Origin of the sequence: Bacteroides sp. BFG-637 (genome assembly GCF_024793605.1) — a bacterium.
GTDB lineage: Bacteria > Bacteroidota > Bacteroidia > Bacteroidales > Bacteroidaceae > Bacteroides > Bacteroides vicugnae.
The window spans coordinates 3737200-3756258 of record NZ_JANUPD010000002.1 but is presented as its reverse complement, the minus strand read 5'-3'; the positions used below and the strand labels follow the sequence as shown (position 1 = coordinate 3756258).

At 41.3% G+C, this 19059-nt stretch carries 9 protein-coding genes and 1 pseudogene; 8 read left to right on the top strand and 2 right to left on the bottom strand.

Annotated elements, in window-relative coordinates; genetic code table 11:
• Positions 1-3: 3 nt before the first annotated feature.
• The 6 genes and pseudogenes from hepC (at position 4) to NXX38_RS14445 (ending at position 10523) form a co-directional block, all read left to right on the top strand.
• Positions 4-2003 (top strand): annotated as a pseudogene (hepC, locus tag NXX38_RS14470) (heparin-sulfate lyase HepC).
• 54 nt (positions 2004-2057) lie between these two features.
• Positions 2058-3674 carry a sulfatase gene (locus NXX38_RS14465; protein WP_258979901.1) on the top strand — a complete coding sequence of 539 codons (1617 nt, stop codon included), beginning with the start codon at positions 2058-2060 and terminating at the stop codon, positions 3672-3674.
• A gap of 165 nt (positions 3675-3839) precedes the next feature.
• Positions 3840-5468: a Tat pathway signal sequence gene (locus tag NXX38_RS14460; protein WP_167511734.1), complete on the top strand. Its 1629-nt coding sequence runs from the start codon at positions 3840-3842 to the stop codon at positions 5466-5468.
• A gap of 46 nt (positions 5469-5514) precedes the next feature.
• Positions 5515-6456, top strand: a complete 942-nt coding sequence (locus tag NXX38_RS14455; RefSeq protein ID WP_258979898.1) for an ROK family protein — start codon at positions 5515-5517, stop codon at positions 6454-6456.
• Positions 6457-6598: 142 nt separating this feature from the next.
• Positions 6599-7867, top strand: coding sequence for a sugar MFS transporter (locus NXX38_RS14450; RefSeq protein WP_167511733.1), 1269 nt, complete (start codon positions 6599-6601; stop codon positions 7865-7867).
• 34 nt (positions 7868-7901) lie between these two features.
• Positions 7902-10523 (top strand): DUF4962 domain-containing protein, encoded by a 2622-nt coding sequence (locus NXX38_RS14445; RefSeq protein ID WP_258979897.1) that lies wholly within the window; start codon positions 7902-7904, stop codon positions 10521-10523.
• 81 nt (positions 10524-10604) lie between these two features.
• On the opposite strand, the gene NXX38_RS14440 is transcribed toward NXX38_RS14445, so the two are convergent.
• A complete protein-coding gene (locus NXX38_RS14440; RefSeq protein ID WP_258979892.1) occupies positions 10605-12128 on the bottom strand; it encodes a RagB/SusD family nutrient uptake outer membrane protein in 1524 nt (507 codons plus the stop codon).
• Between the two features lie 13 nt (positions 12129-12141).
• Complete coding sequence (locus tag NXX38_RS14435) at positions 12142-15288, bottom strand: TonB-dependent receptor (RefSeq protein WP_258979891.1); 3147 nt, start codon at positions 15286-15288, stop codon at positions 12142-12144.
• A 731-nt stretch (positions 15289-16019) separates the two neighbouring features.
• On the opposite strand from NXX38_RS14435, the gene nfo reads away from it, so the two are divergent.
• Positions 16020-16853: a deoxyribonuclease IV gene (gene nfo / locus NXX38_RS14430; protein WP_217722961.1), complete on the top strand. Its 834-nt coding sequence runs from the start codon at positions 16020-16022 to the stop codon at positions 16851-16853.
• A 185-nt stretch (positions 16854-17038) separates the two neighbouring features.
• Entirely contained in the window at positions 17039-18991 is a 1953-nt protein-coding gene (locus tag NXX38_RS14425) for an LruC domain-containing protein (RefSeq protein ID WP_258979889.1), read from the top strand.
• Positions 18992-19059: the final 68 nt, after the last annotated feature.

Here is a 19059-nt window from a genome sequence, read left to right as displayed (position 1 = left end):
ATCATGAATAAAACTTTAAAGTACATCGTTCTGCTTGCAATCGCATGTTTCGTAAGCAAGGGTTACGCCCAAGAACTGAAAAGCGAAGTCTTTTCTCTCCTTAACCTGGACTATCCGGGACTGGAGAAAGTAAAAACTTTGCATCAGGAGGGTAAAGATGAGGATGCTGCCAAAGCATTACTGGACTATTACCGTGCACGTACCAACGTAAAAACTCCGGATATCAATCTGAACAAAGTGACTATCAGCAAAGAAGAACAGCAATGGGCGGATGACGGATTGAAACATACATTCTTCGTACATAAAGGTTATCAACCTTCTTACAATTATGGAGAAGATATCAACTGGCAATACTGGCCGGTGAAAGATAATGAGCTCCGCTGGCAGTTGCACCGTCACAAATGGTTCACTCCGATGGGTAAGGCTTACCGTATATCCGGTGATGAAAAATATGCTAAAGAATGGGCACACCAGTATATCGATTGGATTAAAAAAATCCGTTAGTGAAGATGGACAAGAAAGAATATGAGCTAGTAAGTGATGGAAAAATCAAAGGCGAAGTAGAAAACGTACGTTTTGCATGGCGTCCCCTGGAAGTGAGTAATCGTCTGCAAGACCAGACTTCACAGTTCCAGTTATTCCTTCCCTCACCTTCTTTCACTCCGGACTTCCTGACAGAATTCCTGGTGAACTATTACAAACATGCTGTACATATCCTTGCTAATTACTCGGATCAAGGCAACCATTTACTGTTTGAAGCTCAACGCATGATTTATGCTGGTGCCTTTTTCCCTGAATTCAAAGATGCTCCGGCTTGGAGAAAAAGTGGTATCGACATTCTGAACCGTGAAATTCACGTACAGGTATACGAAGATGGCGGACAGTTCGAACTTGACCCACATTATCATCTGGCAGCTATTAACATTTTCTGTAAAGCCTTAGGTATCGCAGATGCTAACGGATTCCGTAAGGAATTCCCCCAAGATTATTTGGATACCATTGAAAACATGATTATGTTCTATGCAAACATTTCTTTCCCTGATTACACTAATCCATGTTTCAGCGACGCCAAGTTGACAACAAAGAAAGAAATGGTGAAAAACTACAAGTCATGGAGTAAACTGTTCCCGAAGAACCAGACAATCAAATACTTTGCTACAGAAGGAAAAGAAGGTGCATTGCCGGATTATATGTCTAAAGGTTTCCTGAAATCAGGCTTTTTTGTATTCCGTAATTCATGGGGAATGGATGCTACCCAAATGGTAGTAAAGGCAGGTCCGAAAGCTTTCTGGCACTGTCAGCCGGACAACGGAACATTTGAACTTTGGTTCAACGGTAAGAATTTGTTCCCGGATTCAGGTTCGTATGTATACGCCGGTGAAGGCGAAGTAATGGAACAACGCAACTGGCACCGTCAGACTTGTGTTCACAACACAGTAACCCTGGATAATAAGAATCTCGATACAACAGAATCTGTTACTAAGTTGTGGCAACCGGAAGGTGCTATCCAGACTTTAGTAACTGAAAATCCGAGTTATAAGAATTTGAAACACCGCCGTTCTGTTTTCTTCGTTAATAACACTTACTTTGTCATTGTAGATGAAATGGTAGGTAGCGGTAAAGGTTCTATCAATCTTCACTATCAGATGCCGAAAGGAGAAATTGCCAACAGCCGCGAAGACATGACATTCCTGACACAGTTTGAGGATGGAAGCAACATGAAACTGCAATGCTTCGGCCCTGCCGGCATGAGTATGAAGAAAGAACCGGGATGGTGTTCAACAGCTTATCGCAAACGCTACAAACGTATGAATGTATCATTCAACGTAAGAAAAGACGGTGAAGAAGCTGTACGTTACATCACTGTTATCTACCCGGTTAAGAAAAGCGCAGATGCCCCTAAATTTGACGCTAAATTCAAGAACAAAGCGTTCGATGAAAACGGTCTGGAAGTAGAAGTGAAAGTAAACGGAAAGAAACAGTCATTAAAATACAAACTATAAAAAACCCCAGAGTCTCTCCCTACTCCTTTTCTTGGGAGAGGCTTCTTCATCATTATGGAAAACTATTACACCTCCTCTACCCTACTCCTCCCATTGGCAGCATTAAACCTCGTTTCTTGCAACAGCCAAAAGAAAGAAGAAGTCAGACAACCGAACATTATCTTCATGATGACGGATGATCACACCACTCAAGCGATGTCCTGTTATGGAGGAAATCTAATCCAAACTCCTAATATGGACCGGATTGCCAACGAAGGTATTCGCTTTGATAATTGTTACGCTGTCAATGCTCTTTCGGGACCTTCACGCGCTTGCATCCTCACCGGCAAGTTCAGTCACGAGAATGGTTTTACCGATAATGCAAGTACATTCAACGGCGATCAGCAGACATTCCCCAAACTTCTTCAGCAAGCCGGATACCAGACTGCCATGATCGGCAAATGGCACCTCATCAGCGAACCGCAAGGTTTCGACCATTGGAGTATCCTTAGCGGTCAACATGAGCAAGGTGACTATTACGATCCTGATTTCTGGGAAGACGGAAAACATATCGTAGAAAAAGGATATGCTACGGATATTATTACCGACAAAGCAATTAAATTCCTCGAAGGACGTGACAAGAACAAGCCTTTCTGCATGATGTATCACCAGAAAGCCCCACACCGTAACTGGATGCCTGCTCCCCGTCATTTGGGTATATTCAACAATACCACTTTCCCGGAACCGGCTAATCTGTTCGACGACTACGAAGGTCGTGGAAGAGCTGCTCGTGAGCAGGATATGTCTATCGAACACACGTTGACAAACGACTGGGATCTCAAATTGATGACTCGTGAAGAGATGCTGAAAGATACAACCAACCGTCTTTATAGTGTATATAAACGTATGCCTATTGAAGTTCAGGATAAATGGGATTCTGTATACGCTGGGCGCATTGCCGAATACCGCAAAGGTGACTTGAAAGGCAAATCTTTAATCAGCTGGAAATATCAACAATATATGCGCGATTATCTGGCTACGGTTCTGGCAGTAGACGAAAATATCGGCCGACTATTGAATTACCTCGAAAAGATTGGTGAACTGGACAATACAATCATTGTATACACCTCCGACCAAGGTTTCTTCCTTGGCGAACATGGCTGGTTTGACAAACGCTTCATGTATGAAGAATGTCAGCGTATGCCTCTTATCATCCGTTACCCGAAAGCAATCAAAGCAGGAAGTACCAGTAATGCAATCAGTATGAATGTAGACTTTGCTCCTACCTTCCTAGACTTTGCCGGAGTAGATATTCCGTCAGATATTCAAGGAGCTTCTTTGAAACCGATATTGGTCAACGAAGGAAAAACCCCGGCCGATTGGCGTAAAGCAGCTTATTACCACTACTACGAATATCCTGCAGAACACTCTGTAAAACGTCACTATGGTATCCGTACACAAGATTTCAAGTTGATTCATTTCTACAATGATATTGACGAATGGGAAATGTATGACATGAAAGCTGATCCGAGAGAGATGAACAACGTCTTCGGCAAACCGGAGTATGCTAAAGTACAAGAAGAGCTGATAGAGCTGCTTCAGGATACTCAAAAACAGTACAAAGATACTGACCCGGATGAAAAGGAAAAAGTCCTCTTTAAAGGTGATCGTCGGCAAATGCAAAACCGCTAAGAAGAGGACATATCAATAAGAATTAATATGCTTCATAATTAGTTTACATAATAAATTTAGGCACGGATTACACGGATGAACGCTGTTGTTTTACCTCATCATCATTCTAAAAACCGTGAAATCCGTGTAATCCGTGCCTCATAACCGAATAAATTAGATAAAACCATGGATAGAAGAAAGTTTTTAAAAAACACAGGCTGGTCTTTCCTCGGATTGGCAGCTTCAGGCAGTTTACTGGGTTCTTGCGCAGCTGGAAGCAAAGAAGCAAAAAAAATTATGCCGTCAGCCAGTAACCTCAAAATGTACTGGGGCGACTTACACAACCATTGCAACATCACATATGGACACGGCGACATGCGCGACGCTTTTGAAGCTGCAAAAGCACAATTGGATTTTGTCAGTGTCACTCCTCATGCTATGTGGCCGGATATTCCCGGAGCAGATGATCCCCGCCTGAAATGGGTGATCGATTACCACACGGGAGCTTTCAAACGTTTGCGTGAAGGCGGTTATGAGAAGTACGTAAAAATGACGAATGAATACAATAAAGAAGGTGAATTCCTTACTTTTGTCGGATACGAGGCCCACAGCATGGAACATGGTGACCATGTTGCATTGAATTATGATCTTGACGCACCGCTTGTGGAATGTACTTCTATCGAAGACTGGAAACAGAAGGCAAAAGGCCACAAAGTATTTATCACTCCGCATCACATGGGTTATCAGGGTGGCTATCGTGGTTACAACTGGAAATGCTTTACCGAAGGAGATATTACCCCATTCGTAGAAATGTATTCCCGCCACGGTCTGGCAGAAAGCGACCAGGGAGACTATCCTTATCTACACGACATGGGTCCGCGCCAATGGGAAGGAACCATTCAATATGGTCTTGAATTAGGTAACAAATTCGGTATTATGGCTTCTACCGACCAACATTCCGGTTATCCGGGAAGCTATGGCGACGGTCGTATCGGTGTCATGGCTCCGTCATTGACTCGCGACGCTATTTGGGAAGCTCTCCGCACCCGCCACGTATGTGCCGCAACCGGTGATAAAATTATTATTGACTTCCGCCTCAACGACGCTTTCATGGGTGACGTAGTTCGCGGTAACAGCCGCCGTATCTATCTGAACGTCACAGGCGAAAGCTGTATCGACTACGTGGATATTGTCAAGAATGGACAGATTTTAGCTCGCATGAACGGCCCTCTGACTCCGATTGCTCCGGAAGGTGATACGGTACGTTGTAAAGTTAAAGTTGATTTTGGTTGGAATCGTGAAGAGAAATACGTACATTGGCAGGGCAAACTGTCAGTAGACAAAGGACAGATCCATAGTGTAACTCCTTGTTTCCGTGGCGCAGCGTTCACTTCTCCGCAAGAAGGTGAAACTGAATTCCACACGCATGTCAACCGTATTGTATCCGTTGGCGACAAGGAAACGGAATTGGATATGTACAGCAGCAAGAATCCGAATACAACTACAGCAGCCATGCAAGCCGTCATTCTGGATGTGGAAATGCCCAAAGACGGCAAGATCATTGCCGAATTCAATGGCAAGAAGTTTGAACATACATTGGGCGAATTGCTCGAAGGTTCACGCTCACACTTCATGATCGGTTGGTTGAGCGAGGCAATCCTCTTCAATCGTGCTATGCCGGAAAGCTGCTTCACTTTGGAACACTACATGGAAGATAAAGAGCCGCAGCGTGATACGGATTACTACTATGTACGCGTTCGCCAACGTGACGGACAATGGGCTTGGAGTTCACCGATTTGGGCAGAGAGAGTGTGATTTTTTTAAGTATTTAAGTATTATGTATTAAGTATTACTTGGTGATATGGAAAAAGAATACGCTATAGGAATTGACCTTGGCGGAACTTCTGTAAAATACGCCCTAATTGATAATGAAGGCGTATTTTACTTTCAAAGGAAGTTACCGTCGAAAGCCGATGTATCAGCAGAAGCTGTCATCGGACAGTTGGTTACTGCTATCAATGAGGTAAAAGCTTTTGCACAAGAACAAGGCTACAAAATCAATGGTATAGGAATTGGTACACCAGGCATCGTAGATTCTACAAACCGTATTGTTCTAGGAGGTGCGGAAAACATCAACGGTTGGGAAAACATACATCTGGCAGACCGTATTGAAAAGGAAACCGGACTCCCGGCTTTATTGGGAAATGATGCTAATCTGATGGGATTAGGAGAAACAATGTATGGAGCCGGACAGGGAGCCACTCATGTTGTTTTCCTAACAGTAGGAACAGGCATTGGCGGTGCAGTAGTCATTGATGGCAAATTGTTCAACGGTTATGCCAACCGGGGGACAGAACTGGGGCACGTGCCTCTCATTGCCAATGGCGAACCTTGTGCCTGTGGTTCCGTCGGCTGTCTGGAACATTACGCTTCCACTTCTGCCTTGGTACGCCGTTTCAGTCAACGGATAATAGACGCAGGTATCTCCTACCCGGATGAAGAGATTAATGGAGAACTGATCGTCCGCCTTTACAAACAAGGAGATAAGATTGCACAACTATCGCTGGAAGAACACTGTGATTTTCTGGGACATGGAATTGCAGGATTCATTAATATCTTCAGCCCTCAAAAGATTGTGATCGGTGGAGGACTTTCCGAAGCCGGAGACTTTTATATTCAAAAGGTAAGTGAAAAAGCCCGCAGTTACGCTATCCCCGACTGCGCCGTGAATACTCAAATCATAGCTGCCGCTCTTGGAAACAAGGCCGGAAGTATTGGAGCTGCTTCACTCTTTTTCAAATGAAAACAAAAATAAATGATAGTTGATAGTTGATAAATGATAGTTAGTAAATGAAAGTTATTCCAACATACAAATACTCAATCATCATTAATTATCAACTTCCATCTATCAGTTATCATTTATCAACTATCAACTATTTAAGATTATGAGAAAAAATTTAGGAATGCTGGCGCTGATTATGGCGTTCTGGTTTACCATCTCGTTTATCACCAATATTCTAGGCCCACTCATTCCGGATATTATCCACAACTTCAATCTAAGCGACCTGGCAATGGCGGGATTTATCCCGACTTCTTTCTTCCTGGCCTATGCCATCATGTCTATCCCTGCCGGATTGCTCATTGACCGTTTCGGTGAAAAGCCGGTATTATTCGGTGGGTTTCTGATGCCGTTCATCGGTACCATCTTGTTTGCCTGCATGCACACGTATCCAATGTTATTAGCTTCTTCTTTCATCATCGGGTTAGGAATGGCCATGTTACAAACGGTATTGAATCCACTCCAACGTACCGTAGGAGGAGAAGAAAACTATGCATTTATCGCCGAACTGGCGCAATTTATGTTTGGCATTGCTTCTTTCCTAAGTCCTCTGGTATATACTTATCTGATTCGCGAACTTAATCCGGCGACATATACAGCAGGTAAGGGTTTCTTTATCGACTTGTTGGCCGATGTCACTCCACGGGAAATGCCGTGGGTATCTCTTTATTGGGTATTTACAATCCTGCTATTGGTCATGCTGATTGCTGTCGGTGTATCCCGTTTTCCAAAAATCGAGTTGAAAGAAGACGAGAAAAGCGGATCTAAAGATTCATATCTGGCTTTATTCAAACAGAAATATGTATGGCTGTTTTTTCTGGGAATCTTCTGCTATGTAAGCACGGAACAAGGAACTTCAATCTTTATGAGTACCTTCCTGGAACAATACCATGGAGTTAACCCGCAAACAGACGGTGCACAAGCCGTGAGCTATTTTTGGGGATTGATGACAGCCGGTTGTCTGGTAGGCATGATCCTACTCAAGTTGATTGACAGTAAACGATTGTTACAGATTTCCGGAATTCTGACGATCATTCTATTATTATCAGCATTGTTCGGAAGTAAAGAAGTATCTATGCTCGCTTTCCCAGCTGTTGGCTTCAGTATCTCCATGATGTATTCCATCGTATTCTCATTAGCACTGAACTCTGCGTCACAGCACCACGGTTCATTCGCAGGTATACTATGCTCAGCAATTGTAGGTGGTGCCGGTGGTCCGATGATTGTAAGTACGCTGGCAGATGCAACATCACTTCGCACAGGTATGCTCTTTATCCTTGTTTTCGTAGGATATATCACCTTTATTGGTTTCTGGGCACGTCCACTGATTAATAACAAGACTATTCGTCTGAAAGATTTGTTCAAACAACGCTGAACAACAAAGCGATGAATAATAAAAGCAAAGTTATATGATGAAACAACGAATATCTATTTTCCTCTTGTTCACCCTTTTGCTATTCGCCAACGGGTATGCACAAAAAGGAATCATGCATCTGACTCAACAGACCTTGATGCATGAAGTCCGCGAAACGCCTTCGCCCCTGGACGGACAGCATATTACCGTCAATCCTCCGCGTTTTATGTGGCCGGATAAGTTCCCGCACCTCGGTGCCGTATTGGACGGAGTTGAAGAAGAGGACTACAAACCGGAAGTAACCTACCGCATCCGTATCGCACGCGACCCCGAATTCAAATCGGAAGTGATTACCGCCGAAAGAAAATGGGCCTTTTTCAACCCATTCAAACTCTTTGAAAAAGGGAAATGGTATTGGCAACATGCCTACGTTGACAAAGAAGGAAAAGAAGAATGGTCACCTGTTTATCATTTTTATATAGACGAACACATACGTACATTCAGCCCTCTTTCTCTACAGGAAGTATTAGCCAAATTACCCCAAACCCATCCCCGCATCTTGCTTGATACCGAAGATTGGGATAATATCATCGAACGGAATAAAAACAATCCGGAGGCACAGGCTTATATCCGAAAAGCCGATAAATGCCTGAACCACCCGCTGAAACATCTGGAAGAAGAAATTGATACAACCCAGGTTGTCAAGCTGACAAACATTGTTCAATATCGTTCTGCCCTGATTCGGGAAAGTCGTAAGATTGTAGACCGTGAAGAAGCAAATATCGAAGCCATGGTACGCGCTTACCTGCTAACGAAAGACGAGGTATACTACAAAGAAGGTATAAAGCGGCTTTCCGAAATTCTTTCCTGGAAAAACAGTAAATACTTTGCCGGAGATTTCAATCGTTCTACTATCCTGTCCATGAGTACTTCAGCGTATGATGCATGGTACAATCTGTTGACTCCGAATGAGAGAAAACTACTCCTAAGAACGATTCGTGACAATGGAAAGAAGTTCTATCATGAATATGTCAATCACTTGGAAAACCGCATTGCTGATAATCATGTCTGGCAAATGACTTTCCGTATCTTGAATATGGCGGCATTTGCTACGTATGGTGAGCTACCGATGGCTTCCACCTGGGTGGATTATTGCTACAATGAATGGGTATCCCGTCTTCCGGGCCTCAACGCTGACGGAGGATGGCACAATGGTGATTCCTATTTCCAGGTTAATCTTCGCACATTGATTGAAGTTCCCGCTTTCTACTCCCGTATCAGCGGATTCGATTTCTTCGCTGATCCGTGGTATAACAACAATGCATTTTACGTCATCTACCAGCAGCCTCCATTCTCAAAATCTGCCGGACAAGGCAATTCACACGAGAGCAAGATGAAGCCGAACGGTACACGAGTAGGTTATGCGGATGCCTTGGCACGTGAATGTAATAATCCGTGGGCGGCCGCTTATGTACGTACTATTCTGCAAAAAGAACCGGATATTATGGAAAAGACTTTCCTCGGAAAATCCGGAGATTTGACCTGGTATCGTTGTACAACCAAGAAAACTCTCCCCAAAGAAGGACATACTCTTGCCGAGCTACCCATGGCGAAAGTATTCAATGAAACAGGAATCGGTACGATGAATACTTCTTTGGGAGATATAGACAGGAATGCCATGTTATCGTTCCGCTCCAGTTCTTATGGTTCCACTTCCCATGCACTAGCCAATCAGAATGCTTTCAATACATTCTATGGGGGTAAAGCCATTTTTTACAGCAGCGGACATCGTACTGGTTTTACGGACGATCATTGTATGTATTCTTACCGTAACACCCGTGCACACAACAGTATTTTGGTAAATGGAATGACTCAAAAGATTGGAACAGAAGGATATGGCTGGATTCCGCGTTGGTATGAAGGAGAAAAAATCGCTTATATGGTAGGAGATGCTTCCAATGCTTATGGCAAAGTGACTTCTCCCCTATGGCTGAAACGTGGCGAACTATCCGGTACGCAATATACGCCTGAAAAAGGATGGGATGAGAATAAATTGGATATGTTCCGCCGTCATATCATCCAATTGGGAACTACCGGAATTTTCGTGATTTATGATGAGCTGGAAGGAAAAGAAGCCGTAACATGGAGTTACCTTTTACATACTGTAGAATTACCGATGGAAATACTGGAACTGACTAATGAAGTGAAAGTAACCGGAAGAAATAAAGCCGGTGGTATCTCTGTTGCTCATCTTTTCAGTTCGGCAAAAACGGAACAGGCAATGGTAGATACTTTCTTCTGTGCTCCGACCAACTGGAAAAATGTAACGAATGCACAAGGAAAAGCGGTGAAATATCCTAATCACTGGCATTTCTCTTCTACAACAGTTCCTTGCAAAACCGCCCGTTTCTTAACGGTTATGGATATACATGGAAATAATCGCCCGGATATGCAGTTAGTTCGCAAAGGCAATACCATTCAAGTAGGTGACTGGACTATCACTTGCAACCTTACGGAAAAAGGAAAAGCCGCTATTCACGTTAGTAATAAAGTGGAAAAAGTTTCCTTAAACTATGATGCAGGTAAAAAGGAAGGTGCGACGACTGTTATTGACCAAGTAAAAGGGAAACAAGTTAGTAAAGTGCTGACAGACTATTTGCCTGATTTTGAAATTTAATCAATGCTCTTTATATCAAAATCAGCCCCTTCTTTTTTGATTATCAAAAGAAGAAGGGACTGGTTTTATAGTTATACGGATTTATAAATCATAAATAGACAATCTCGGATATTTCGAATAAAGTCCGGTATTCTGCAACTCTTCCTTTTCAGGAATGCGGAACAGATAATATTTACTATTCGGAACAAAAGGAGTATTATCTGGTAAACTAATAATAGTATGTCCCTTAACCGATATTTCTTTGCCACCCACAGTAATCTTTCCATCATATTCCTTACGTTCCACTGATTGTTGGTTACGGATAAGGTCAGTCAAAGCAAAACCTTCACCCCACAATTCTTTACGACGCTCTTTCCATATTTCCTGTATCAACGCATCACCGGTTTCCGTAACTGCATGCGCAGTTTTACCTTCCTTCATACGGGCATTACGCAAAGTCTGTAACAACTGTTGTGCTTCACCCTCTTTACCTGCTAAATGAGCAGCCGCTTCAGCTTTAATCAAATACATCTCCGAAGTACGCATCAATACTAAATCCGCCAACATATTGTCGAGGTCTTTAAATATGAATTTCTTATTCAACATAGCCCAGTCTCCATAAGCTGTCTGTCCCCAATCGAATAAATCCTTACGGTAGTCACCATCTTCAAACTCTTCCTTGAAATAAGGATCGGCATTGAGGTTTGTATAACCATCGGATGTGCAATCCTTGAAATAAAACAGATAACAGGGCATATTATCGTCAATTGTACATGACAATCCCCACATCCACTCTTTATTGGTATAATCATTAAAGCCACTCTTATATTCATTCTCATTCATTAAATAAGAATTGATAGCTAAAGCATCCGTCGCATAATCATACGCCTTCTGCCAGCTACGAGCATATAGATGAGTACGTGCCAACAAGCCCAATGCAACAGAATAATCAATCTGATACTGGGCATTCGCATCATTCCCATGTGAATAGTTTTCAGGAATAAACAACAAGGCATCTTCCAAATCACTCAGAGCTTGAGCAAAAACTTCTGATACACTAGAAGCAGGTTTTCCTGTCAAAGCTACTTCGTTATCTGTTGGTTCAGTATATATTGGAGCGCAAACAGCATTCGGATCTTTGTCGATGGCAAAAGAATAATGTGTAGCCAAAATCATATATGCGTACCCACGTGTAGCCAATGCCTGTCCTTTGATCCTGGCCTTATCTTCTTTAGTTCCCGCCACATCGTCTATATACTTCAATATGCCGTTACAATTATTAATCGGATCATACATCAAATCCCAAAGCACGCCATTATACTCGCCGCGTGAATATCCGTTTGTCAGGTTATAACTGCCGGAGAAACCATAGCTTCTTGTTCTGACAGCGTCTGAACCGGCAAAATCGTCATTCAACATTATGGAACCCATACCAATAGATGCATAAGTGGAGCCCGTATTAAAGATATAGTTCCATGCGCCCCTCAACACACGTTCCGCATTCTTCGTATCTTTATATACATTCGGAGCATCCAATGAAGTGGTAGGAGTAGTATCTAAATCACATGACACCACTACACATACCATCAAAATAAGTCCACATACATTTTTAAGTTTTATCTTCATTGTTGTATTCATTTTAAAGTTTTACATTGATACCAAATGAAATTGTCTTCATAGCCGGATAACGGAAAGAAGCCATACCACTGACCGGCTGTTCCGGATCAAGTCCCTGCTGCTTACTGAATGTCAGCATATTTTCACCTTGCACAAATACGCTTGCATCTTTCAAAGTCAGTGGGTGCAACCATTTCTTCGGTAAGTTATAGTTGAGTGTTATTGTTTTTAAACGAAGGAAAGAACGATCTACCAGCCAACGTGTAGACGAGGAAGTAAACTTGCTTGTACCATCCTGTGTCAACCGGGGAATATTTGTATTTGTATTTTCTGGTGTCCAACGGTTCAAGAGTTCTTTACTCATACTATCTCCATTACCACCGTTTACTCTCATCAGCATCGTTATATCATTATTATAGATTTTTCCACCGATACCATAAGAGAACAACATAGATAATGACAGATCTTTCCATGTAAGATCTGACTGGAAACCTCCACTTAATTTCGGCAAAGAGCTACCAGCTTTTACCTTCTTATCAGAAGTCAGAGCCGAATAGTCATCTGTTAAATGCCTCATGCCGTCAGCATCATAATAAGCCCATTGCGCACTTCCGGTTTCGGGATCTACACCACCCCATTCATACAACCAAAAGTCATACAATGAACCACCCTGTACCCATTTCTTACTACCTTGCCACATTACTTCCGTGGGCAACTGCACTATTTTATTTTTATAAGTCGTCATATTAACCGACAACCGCCATGTCCAGTCACGAGTCAATACAGGTGTAGCATTTACAGTAAATTCCCAACCGTAGTTTTTCAATTTTCCAATATTGGCATCAATAGAACTAAAACCGGAGGAAAGTACTAAATCACGGCTGAACAGCAAATCTTTGGACGCACGGTTAAAGTATTCAATCGTACCATTGATGCGGTTATTCAAAAAACCGAAGTCCAAACCGACATTAAAGTTCAAGTTCGTTTCCCACGACAAATCAGGAGTTGCCAGACGAGAAGCGTGAAGAGTAGTCTCACCCAAGAAGCTACCGATACCGTATAATTCTTGATACGCATAATAACCCACATTATCATTTCCCTGAGCACCATAACTGGCACGAATACTTAGGTTTGACAGCCATTTGTCAGCAACACCTTTCATAAAAGACTCCTGATGAATTTTCCAGGAAGCCCCAAACGACCAAAATGTTCCACAACGATTGTCGGGATGAAAACGTGATGATCCATCAGTACGCATGGACGCCGATAAGAAATAACGCTGATTGAAAGCATATTCGGCACTTCCGAAATAACTAAGTAATTTATACTGATCGCTATTTCCACTGAAACCTGTCAATGTAGAAGCTGCGTCCGGTTCAAAAAAGCCATCAGTAATGACACCGGAACGTGATCCTCCGAAGTTGGAAGTATTGTACTCATAATATTCTTGACCTGCCATCAAACGAATATTGTGGAGTTCTTTGAATTTATGCTCCCAATTTACCACATTATTGAATGTCATACCTGTAGTCCGATAATTGCGCTTACTAACCGAACCTACCAAAGGTTCTTTTCCATAAGTGGGATTAGTATAATCATGCGAAAATTTACTGTTGTAATCTATGCTCAAAGACATCTTATAGGATAATCCCTTAATCGGAGCAATCTGCAAATATCCGCGTACCGAAGCCGCATCCCTCTTTATCTCATTCTTGTCATAGGGCATAGATTGAACAAAATTATAACCGCGGTAAGAACTCTTGCGATAATTTCCGTAATCATAGATTTTATTTCCATCGTCACCGAGCAAATACTCACCGGTATCGGGATTCCGCTCGTAAACCGGATAGAATGAAGGTAATGAACGTGCAGCCAATACAATATTACCGATTGCAGTATCATCCTGCTTCGGATAATCCTGAATAGAATGGGTACCCGAAACGTTCAAACCCACCTGTAACCAGTCACGCAGATCGGAAGTGATATTAGAACGCAATGTATAACGCTTGAAGCCAGAACAGATATATGCCCCTTGATCGTCCAGATACCCCAACGAGAAGTAATATTTCGTATTCTTACTTCCACCTGAAATTCGAGCACTTAAATCCGTATAGTGTGCGTCTTGCGTTAAAGCATCCTCCCAACTGTCGTCCCACAATGGTGTAGCTCCTGCCACCAATTTACCATCTACCCCCACCGGCTGGACATATTTGCTTCCATAAGGATTAATGCCAATAGCAGATATTAACTCGGATGAAGATCGCTGTGCAGCATCTTCTGCCGAATGACCATCGTTTATATATTTATTACGCATAGCTTCCCATTGCAACATAAAATAATCATTGGTACTTAACTGGTCATAATCTCTTACCGCACGACTTGAAAAACCGAATTTAGCAGACAACTCGATAACCGGAGCAGACTCGACTCCCTGTTTGGTGGTAATCATGATTACACCGTTTGCAGCACGCGATCCATACAACGTAGCAGCCGCAGCATCTTTCAACACAGTAATAGAAGCAATATCCTGTGAAGAAATGGAAGACAAAGCACCGTCGTAGGGAACGCCATCCACTACGTAAAGCGGAGTGGTAGATGCATTGGCCGAACCAATACCACGGATATAGATACTAGCATCTTCTCCGGGTTGTCCACTCGTTGAGAATGATTGTAAACCTGCCACACTTCCTTGTAATGCTTTTGAGACACTACTTACTTGTGATGACGCAATCAACTTTTTATCAACAACTCCGGCCGAACCGGTAAATGTAGATTTCTTAACAGTTCCGTAAGGCACAGTAATGATTACTTCATCAACAGCCAAAGAAGTTTCTTTCATCTCCACATTGATCGTAGTACGCCCTTTTACCGGAACCTCCATTGTTTCACAACCAATATACGAAAAGATAAGAGTTCCTTTACTATCCACTTTCAATGAATAATTGCCATTAACTGAGGTTACTGTGCCCTGCTGTCCATTGCTACCTTTCACAACAATAGTCACACCTGCCATTTCCTCTCCATGAGTAGAAACTTTTCCTCGTACAGTGACATCCTGCGCGTAGCTAGCCATACATAGGAAAAGAGCACATAAACAGCCGATACTTTTAATAAAGGCTACATTCAAATAAGAAAACAAAGAATTGGGAGCATGATAATTCATTTGCATGTTATTTATGGCTTATAGCCTCCCCGGATTGAGCAGTAAATAAAAAAAGGCATGGGAGTCTGTACTTCTGCTTATCCCGAACTCAGGCTCTCGCATTGCCCATCTACAAGGATAAGCAACACAGCTAGCCCACGCCAAGACGAGATATACAGAACATTATGCAAAGCACAATGTTTGATAACACATCCTTAGTGAACGCTTCCGTTGCCTTATCTTCTTGTAGATTTCAAATTTGCGAGATTTGAGTTCAGAAGATAACGTTTGGTAAACGCCTTTCTTAAATAAAAAAAACACCCCACCGCCCCCTCCGGAGCTAGCTGGATATCGCAAATATAGAAAGTTAAATTAAGAACTACAAACTTTATTTCACTTTTTTCCTTTCTATGAGCGTTTTGAACTAAATTCATAGTTACAAGGATTAATCTAACGCAATAGTATTTTTAGTAACTCTTCTTGGAACTGCTATTTTCTTCATTCCTATGAATTTACGTTCAACAGTTGTGGAACGTAAACTAGAATGCAGTTCAAAGTATTATTAGTAAAAAACAGGAAGTTAAATACTGCATTAAGACAGCTTACCTCTTACTAACTATTGGAAGCTACCATTTAGTTCATCTCCACTCCTATTAAAACATTTTTGGTGCAGTCGACCTACCCTAATTGTTTTTTCAAACATTAGTTCTTCCAAAAATGTTATATTTGCAAACTGGAATCAGATTAAAAAACAAAATATGAAATATATCGGAGCACACGTTAGCGCATCCGGTGGCGTTGAATTCGCCCCCATTAATGCGCGCGAAATAGGAGCAAATGCTTTTGCATTATTCACCAAGAATCAACGTCAATGGGTAAGTAAACCTTTAACGAAAGAAAGTATCAACCTCTTTAAAGAGAATTGTGAGAAGTACGGTTTCCAACCGGAATATATCCTGCCACATGACAGTTATCTTATCAATCTGGGGCATCCGGAGGAAGAGGGACTTCAAAAAAGCCGTGCCGCTTTTCTGGACGAAATGAAACGTTGCGAACAGCTTGGTTTGAAACTTCTAAATTTTCATCCTGGTAGCTCTCTCAATAAAATATCAACAGAAGATTGCCTGTCGCTTATTGCAGAAAGCATCAATCTTGCTTTAGAAAAAACAAACGGAGTGACAGCCGTTATTGAAAACACAGCCGGACAAGGTAGTAATTTAGGAAGCGAGTTCTGGCAACTGAAATATATCATCGACCGGGTAAACGATAAGAGCCGGGTAGGTGTTTGCCTCGATACCTGTCATACTTATACTGCAGGTTACGACATTGTCAATGAATATGATAAAGTTTTTGATGAATTTAACAAGGAAGTGGGATTCAACTACCTCCGCGGTATGCACTTGAATGATTCTAAAAAAGCATTAGGTACCCATGTTGACCGCCACGACAGCATTGGTGAAGGATTGATTGGCAGAGCTTTTTTTGAAAGATTGATGCAAGATTCCAGATTTGATAATATTCCGTTAATACTCGAAACCCCAGATGAAAATAAATGGAAAGAAGAAATTGCATGGCTAAGAAGTATGGAATAATGAGACAAAAAGAATGGAAAATACAAGTTATAGAACATATTTTTGAAAATTATTCAACTTTTCTATGATTGTATTGAATAATATATATATCTTTGCACCCGTAAGCTTTTGAACTTTAAAGAGCTTACGGGTTTCTTTTTAAAACAAAACGAACTAAATTATTGCATAAACAAAAAACAACACATATGAAGAAATTTTGGTTAGCATGTACAGTGATTATTGCAATGGGTGTAAGCAGCTGTGTAGACAGTGATAAAGACTTATACCAAGAAGCTCCAGGAGCAGAAATTAACCCCTCTAACTTTTCTACTATACAAAAAGTACAAGTAGAAATTGACTATTCTAATTCTGAATCAAGAGTTCCTTTCTCCATTTATGATGGAAATCCATTGATTGAAGGTGAAAACACTACTATTCTAAAAGAAAATGTTCAGCCATTAGATGGTGCATGGACAGATGAACAAGGCAAATTCACTACAACAATAGAATTGCCGGCTTATGTATCTAATGTGTATATCGTTTCTACATCACCTTTTGCCAGACAGGCAATACCCGGAAAAATAGTTAACGGTGTTTTAAAGGTATCAGACACAGATGAACAGCCTACGACTAGAGCGTCTTATAAAGAATCAACAAAATTTGATGGAAATCGGTTTAATAATCTAGGATGGAATACTAATCTCGGCTCATTTGATAAACGTAGTGGGGTTATTGATTATGCTTATAAAGGTAACGATCCTAAACTCACTTTGAGTAAATCTGAAATGAATGAATTGCGTACTACTGTAAATAAAGTATTAAATACATTAGGAAGTTGTCCAGAGGGATTTCGCACTCCTGCCGATTTATATGTTGAAAAAGACGAAACAGCCGTAGTTCTAACCGCATTAAAAGGATGGACCTGTTGGAACAGTTCATTAGGCTACTACTATTACCGACTTGACCAAGCTCCTGCTAGCCTGAAAGATGCAAAGGTATATGCTATATTCCCAAACACTCAAATGACTTGGAATAACGGAAGCCTTCAAGCTTCTCCACAAGGCGTAAAAGAAGGCACTGCTGTACAGCTAAAATATTTTGATGATCCTGAACATCCGGAAGGGACAAATTTCCCCAAAGGATATAGCATCGGTTTTGTTCTAGCATGTAACGCATGGAACACCTATTTTACAGGCTTCAATAGCTATACCCAAACCGCAGGATTTTATGCTAGCTCCACCAAAGGATTTAGCACTAAAGTGAATAGCAATATAGATGTACGTACGGCTATGTTTAAAGATAAAAACAACAACATTGCTATCGCTTTTGAAGATTTCATGGATGACCAGAACTTTACAGATGTTGTGTTCTCCTTAAAAGCCAATCCTGAAATCACCAATGTTCCTCCTGTAGATGAAGATTTAAATACAACCATCGAAAAGACAGGTGTATACGCATTTGAAGATGAATGGCCTAAAGCTGGTGATTACGATATGAATGACGTATTGGTTCAGTATACTTATCAAAAAGTTTTCAATATATATAATGAAATTTTAAGCGAATCATTTACGCTTAAAACTTTATATAATAAATCGACTGTATTTACTAACGGATTAGGTTTCACTCTTTCAAATGAGGGAAACGCACAGTCAACTGAATACTTTATTAGAAAAGAAAATGAAAAGGACTTTACTGTAGCTTCGGGAGCTGACAAATTTACTCGTGAAAGTAATGCAATCATATTGACTGATAACGTCAAAACAAACCCGAATGCCGAATATAAAGTAACATTCAAATACGGAGATAAAAACTCGAATAAAAAGCAGGAAACATCAATCGATGCATTCATATACCGTCCTAGTAAAGAAGGTAATCGCCTGGAAGTTCATTGTCCTATGAAGAAACCAACTTCTAAAGTCGATACTTCTCTCTTCGGACAATATGAAGACTGTTCTAAGCCTAATGAAGGCATTTACTATGTATCGGATCAAGAGAATATTTATCCTTTTGCATTCTACCTGTCAAATGCCAATGCAAATGATATTGCAGAATTAAAAAACTTCGATAAAAACGAGAAAAAACCTATCAGTGAAATCTATCCTAAATTTATAGACTGGGCTAAATATGGTACAAACCCCGATTGGTATAAGAAAAAATAAGTATTTAATATACTGAAAGAATAGCTGGAAGAATCTCTCTTTCAGCTATTTTTATATATCAAGGACCA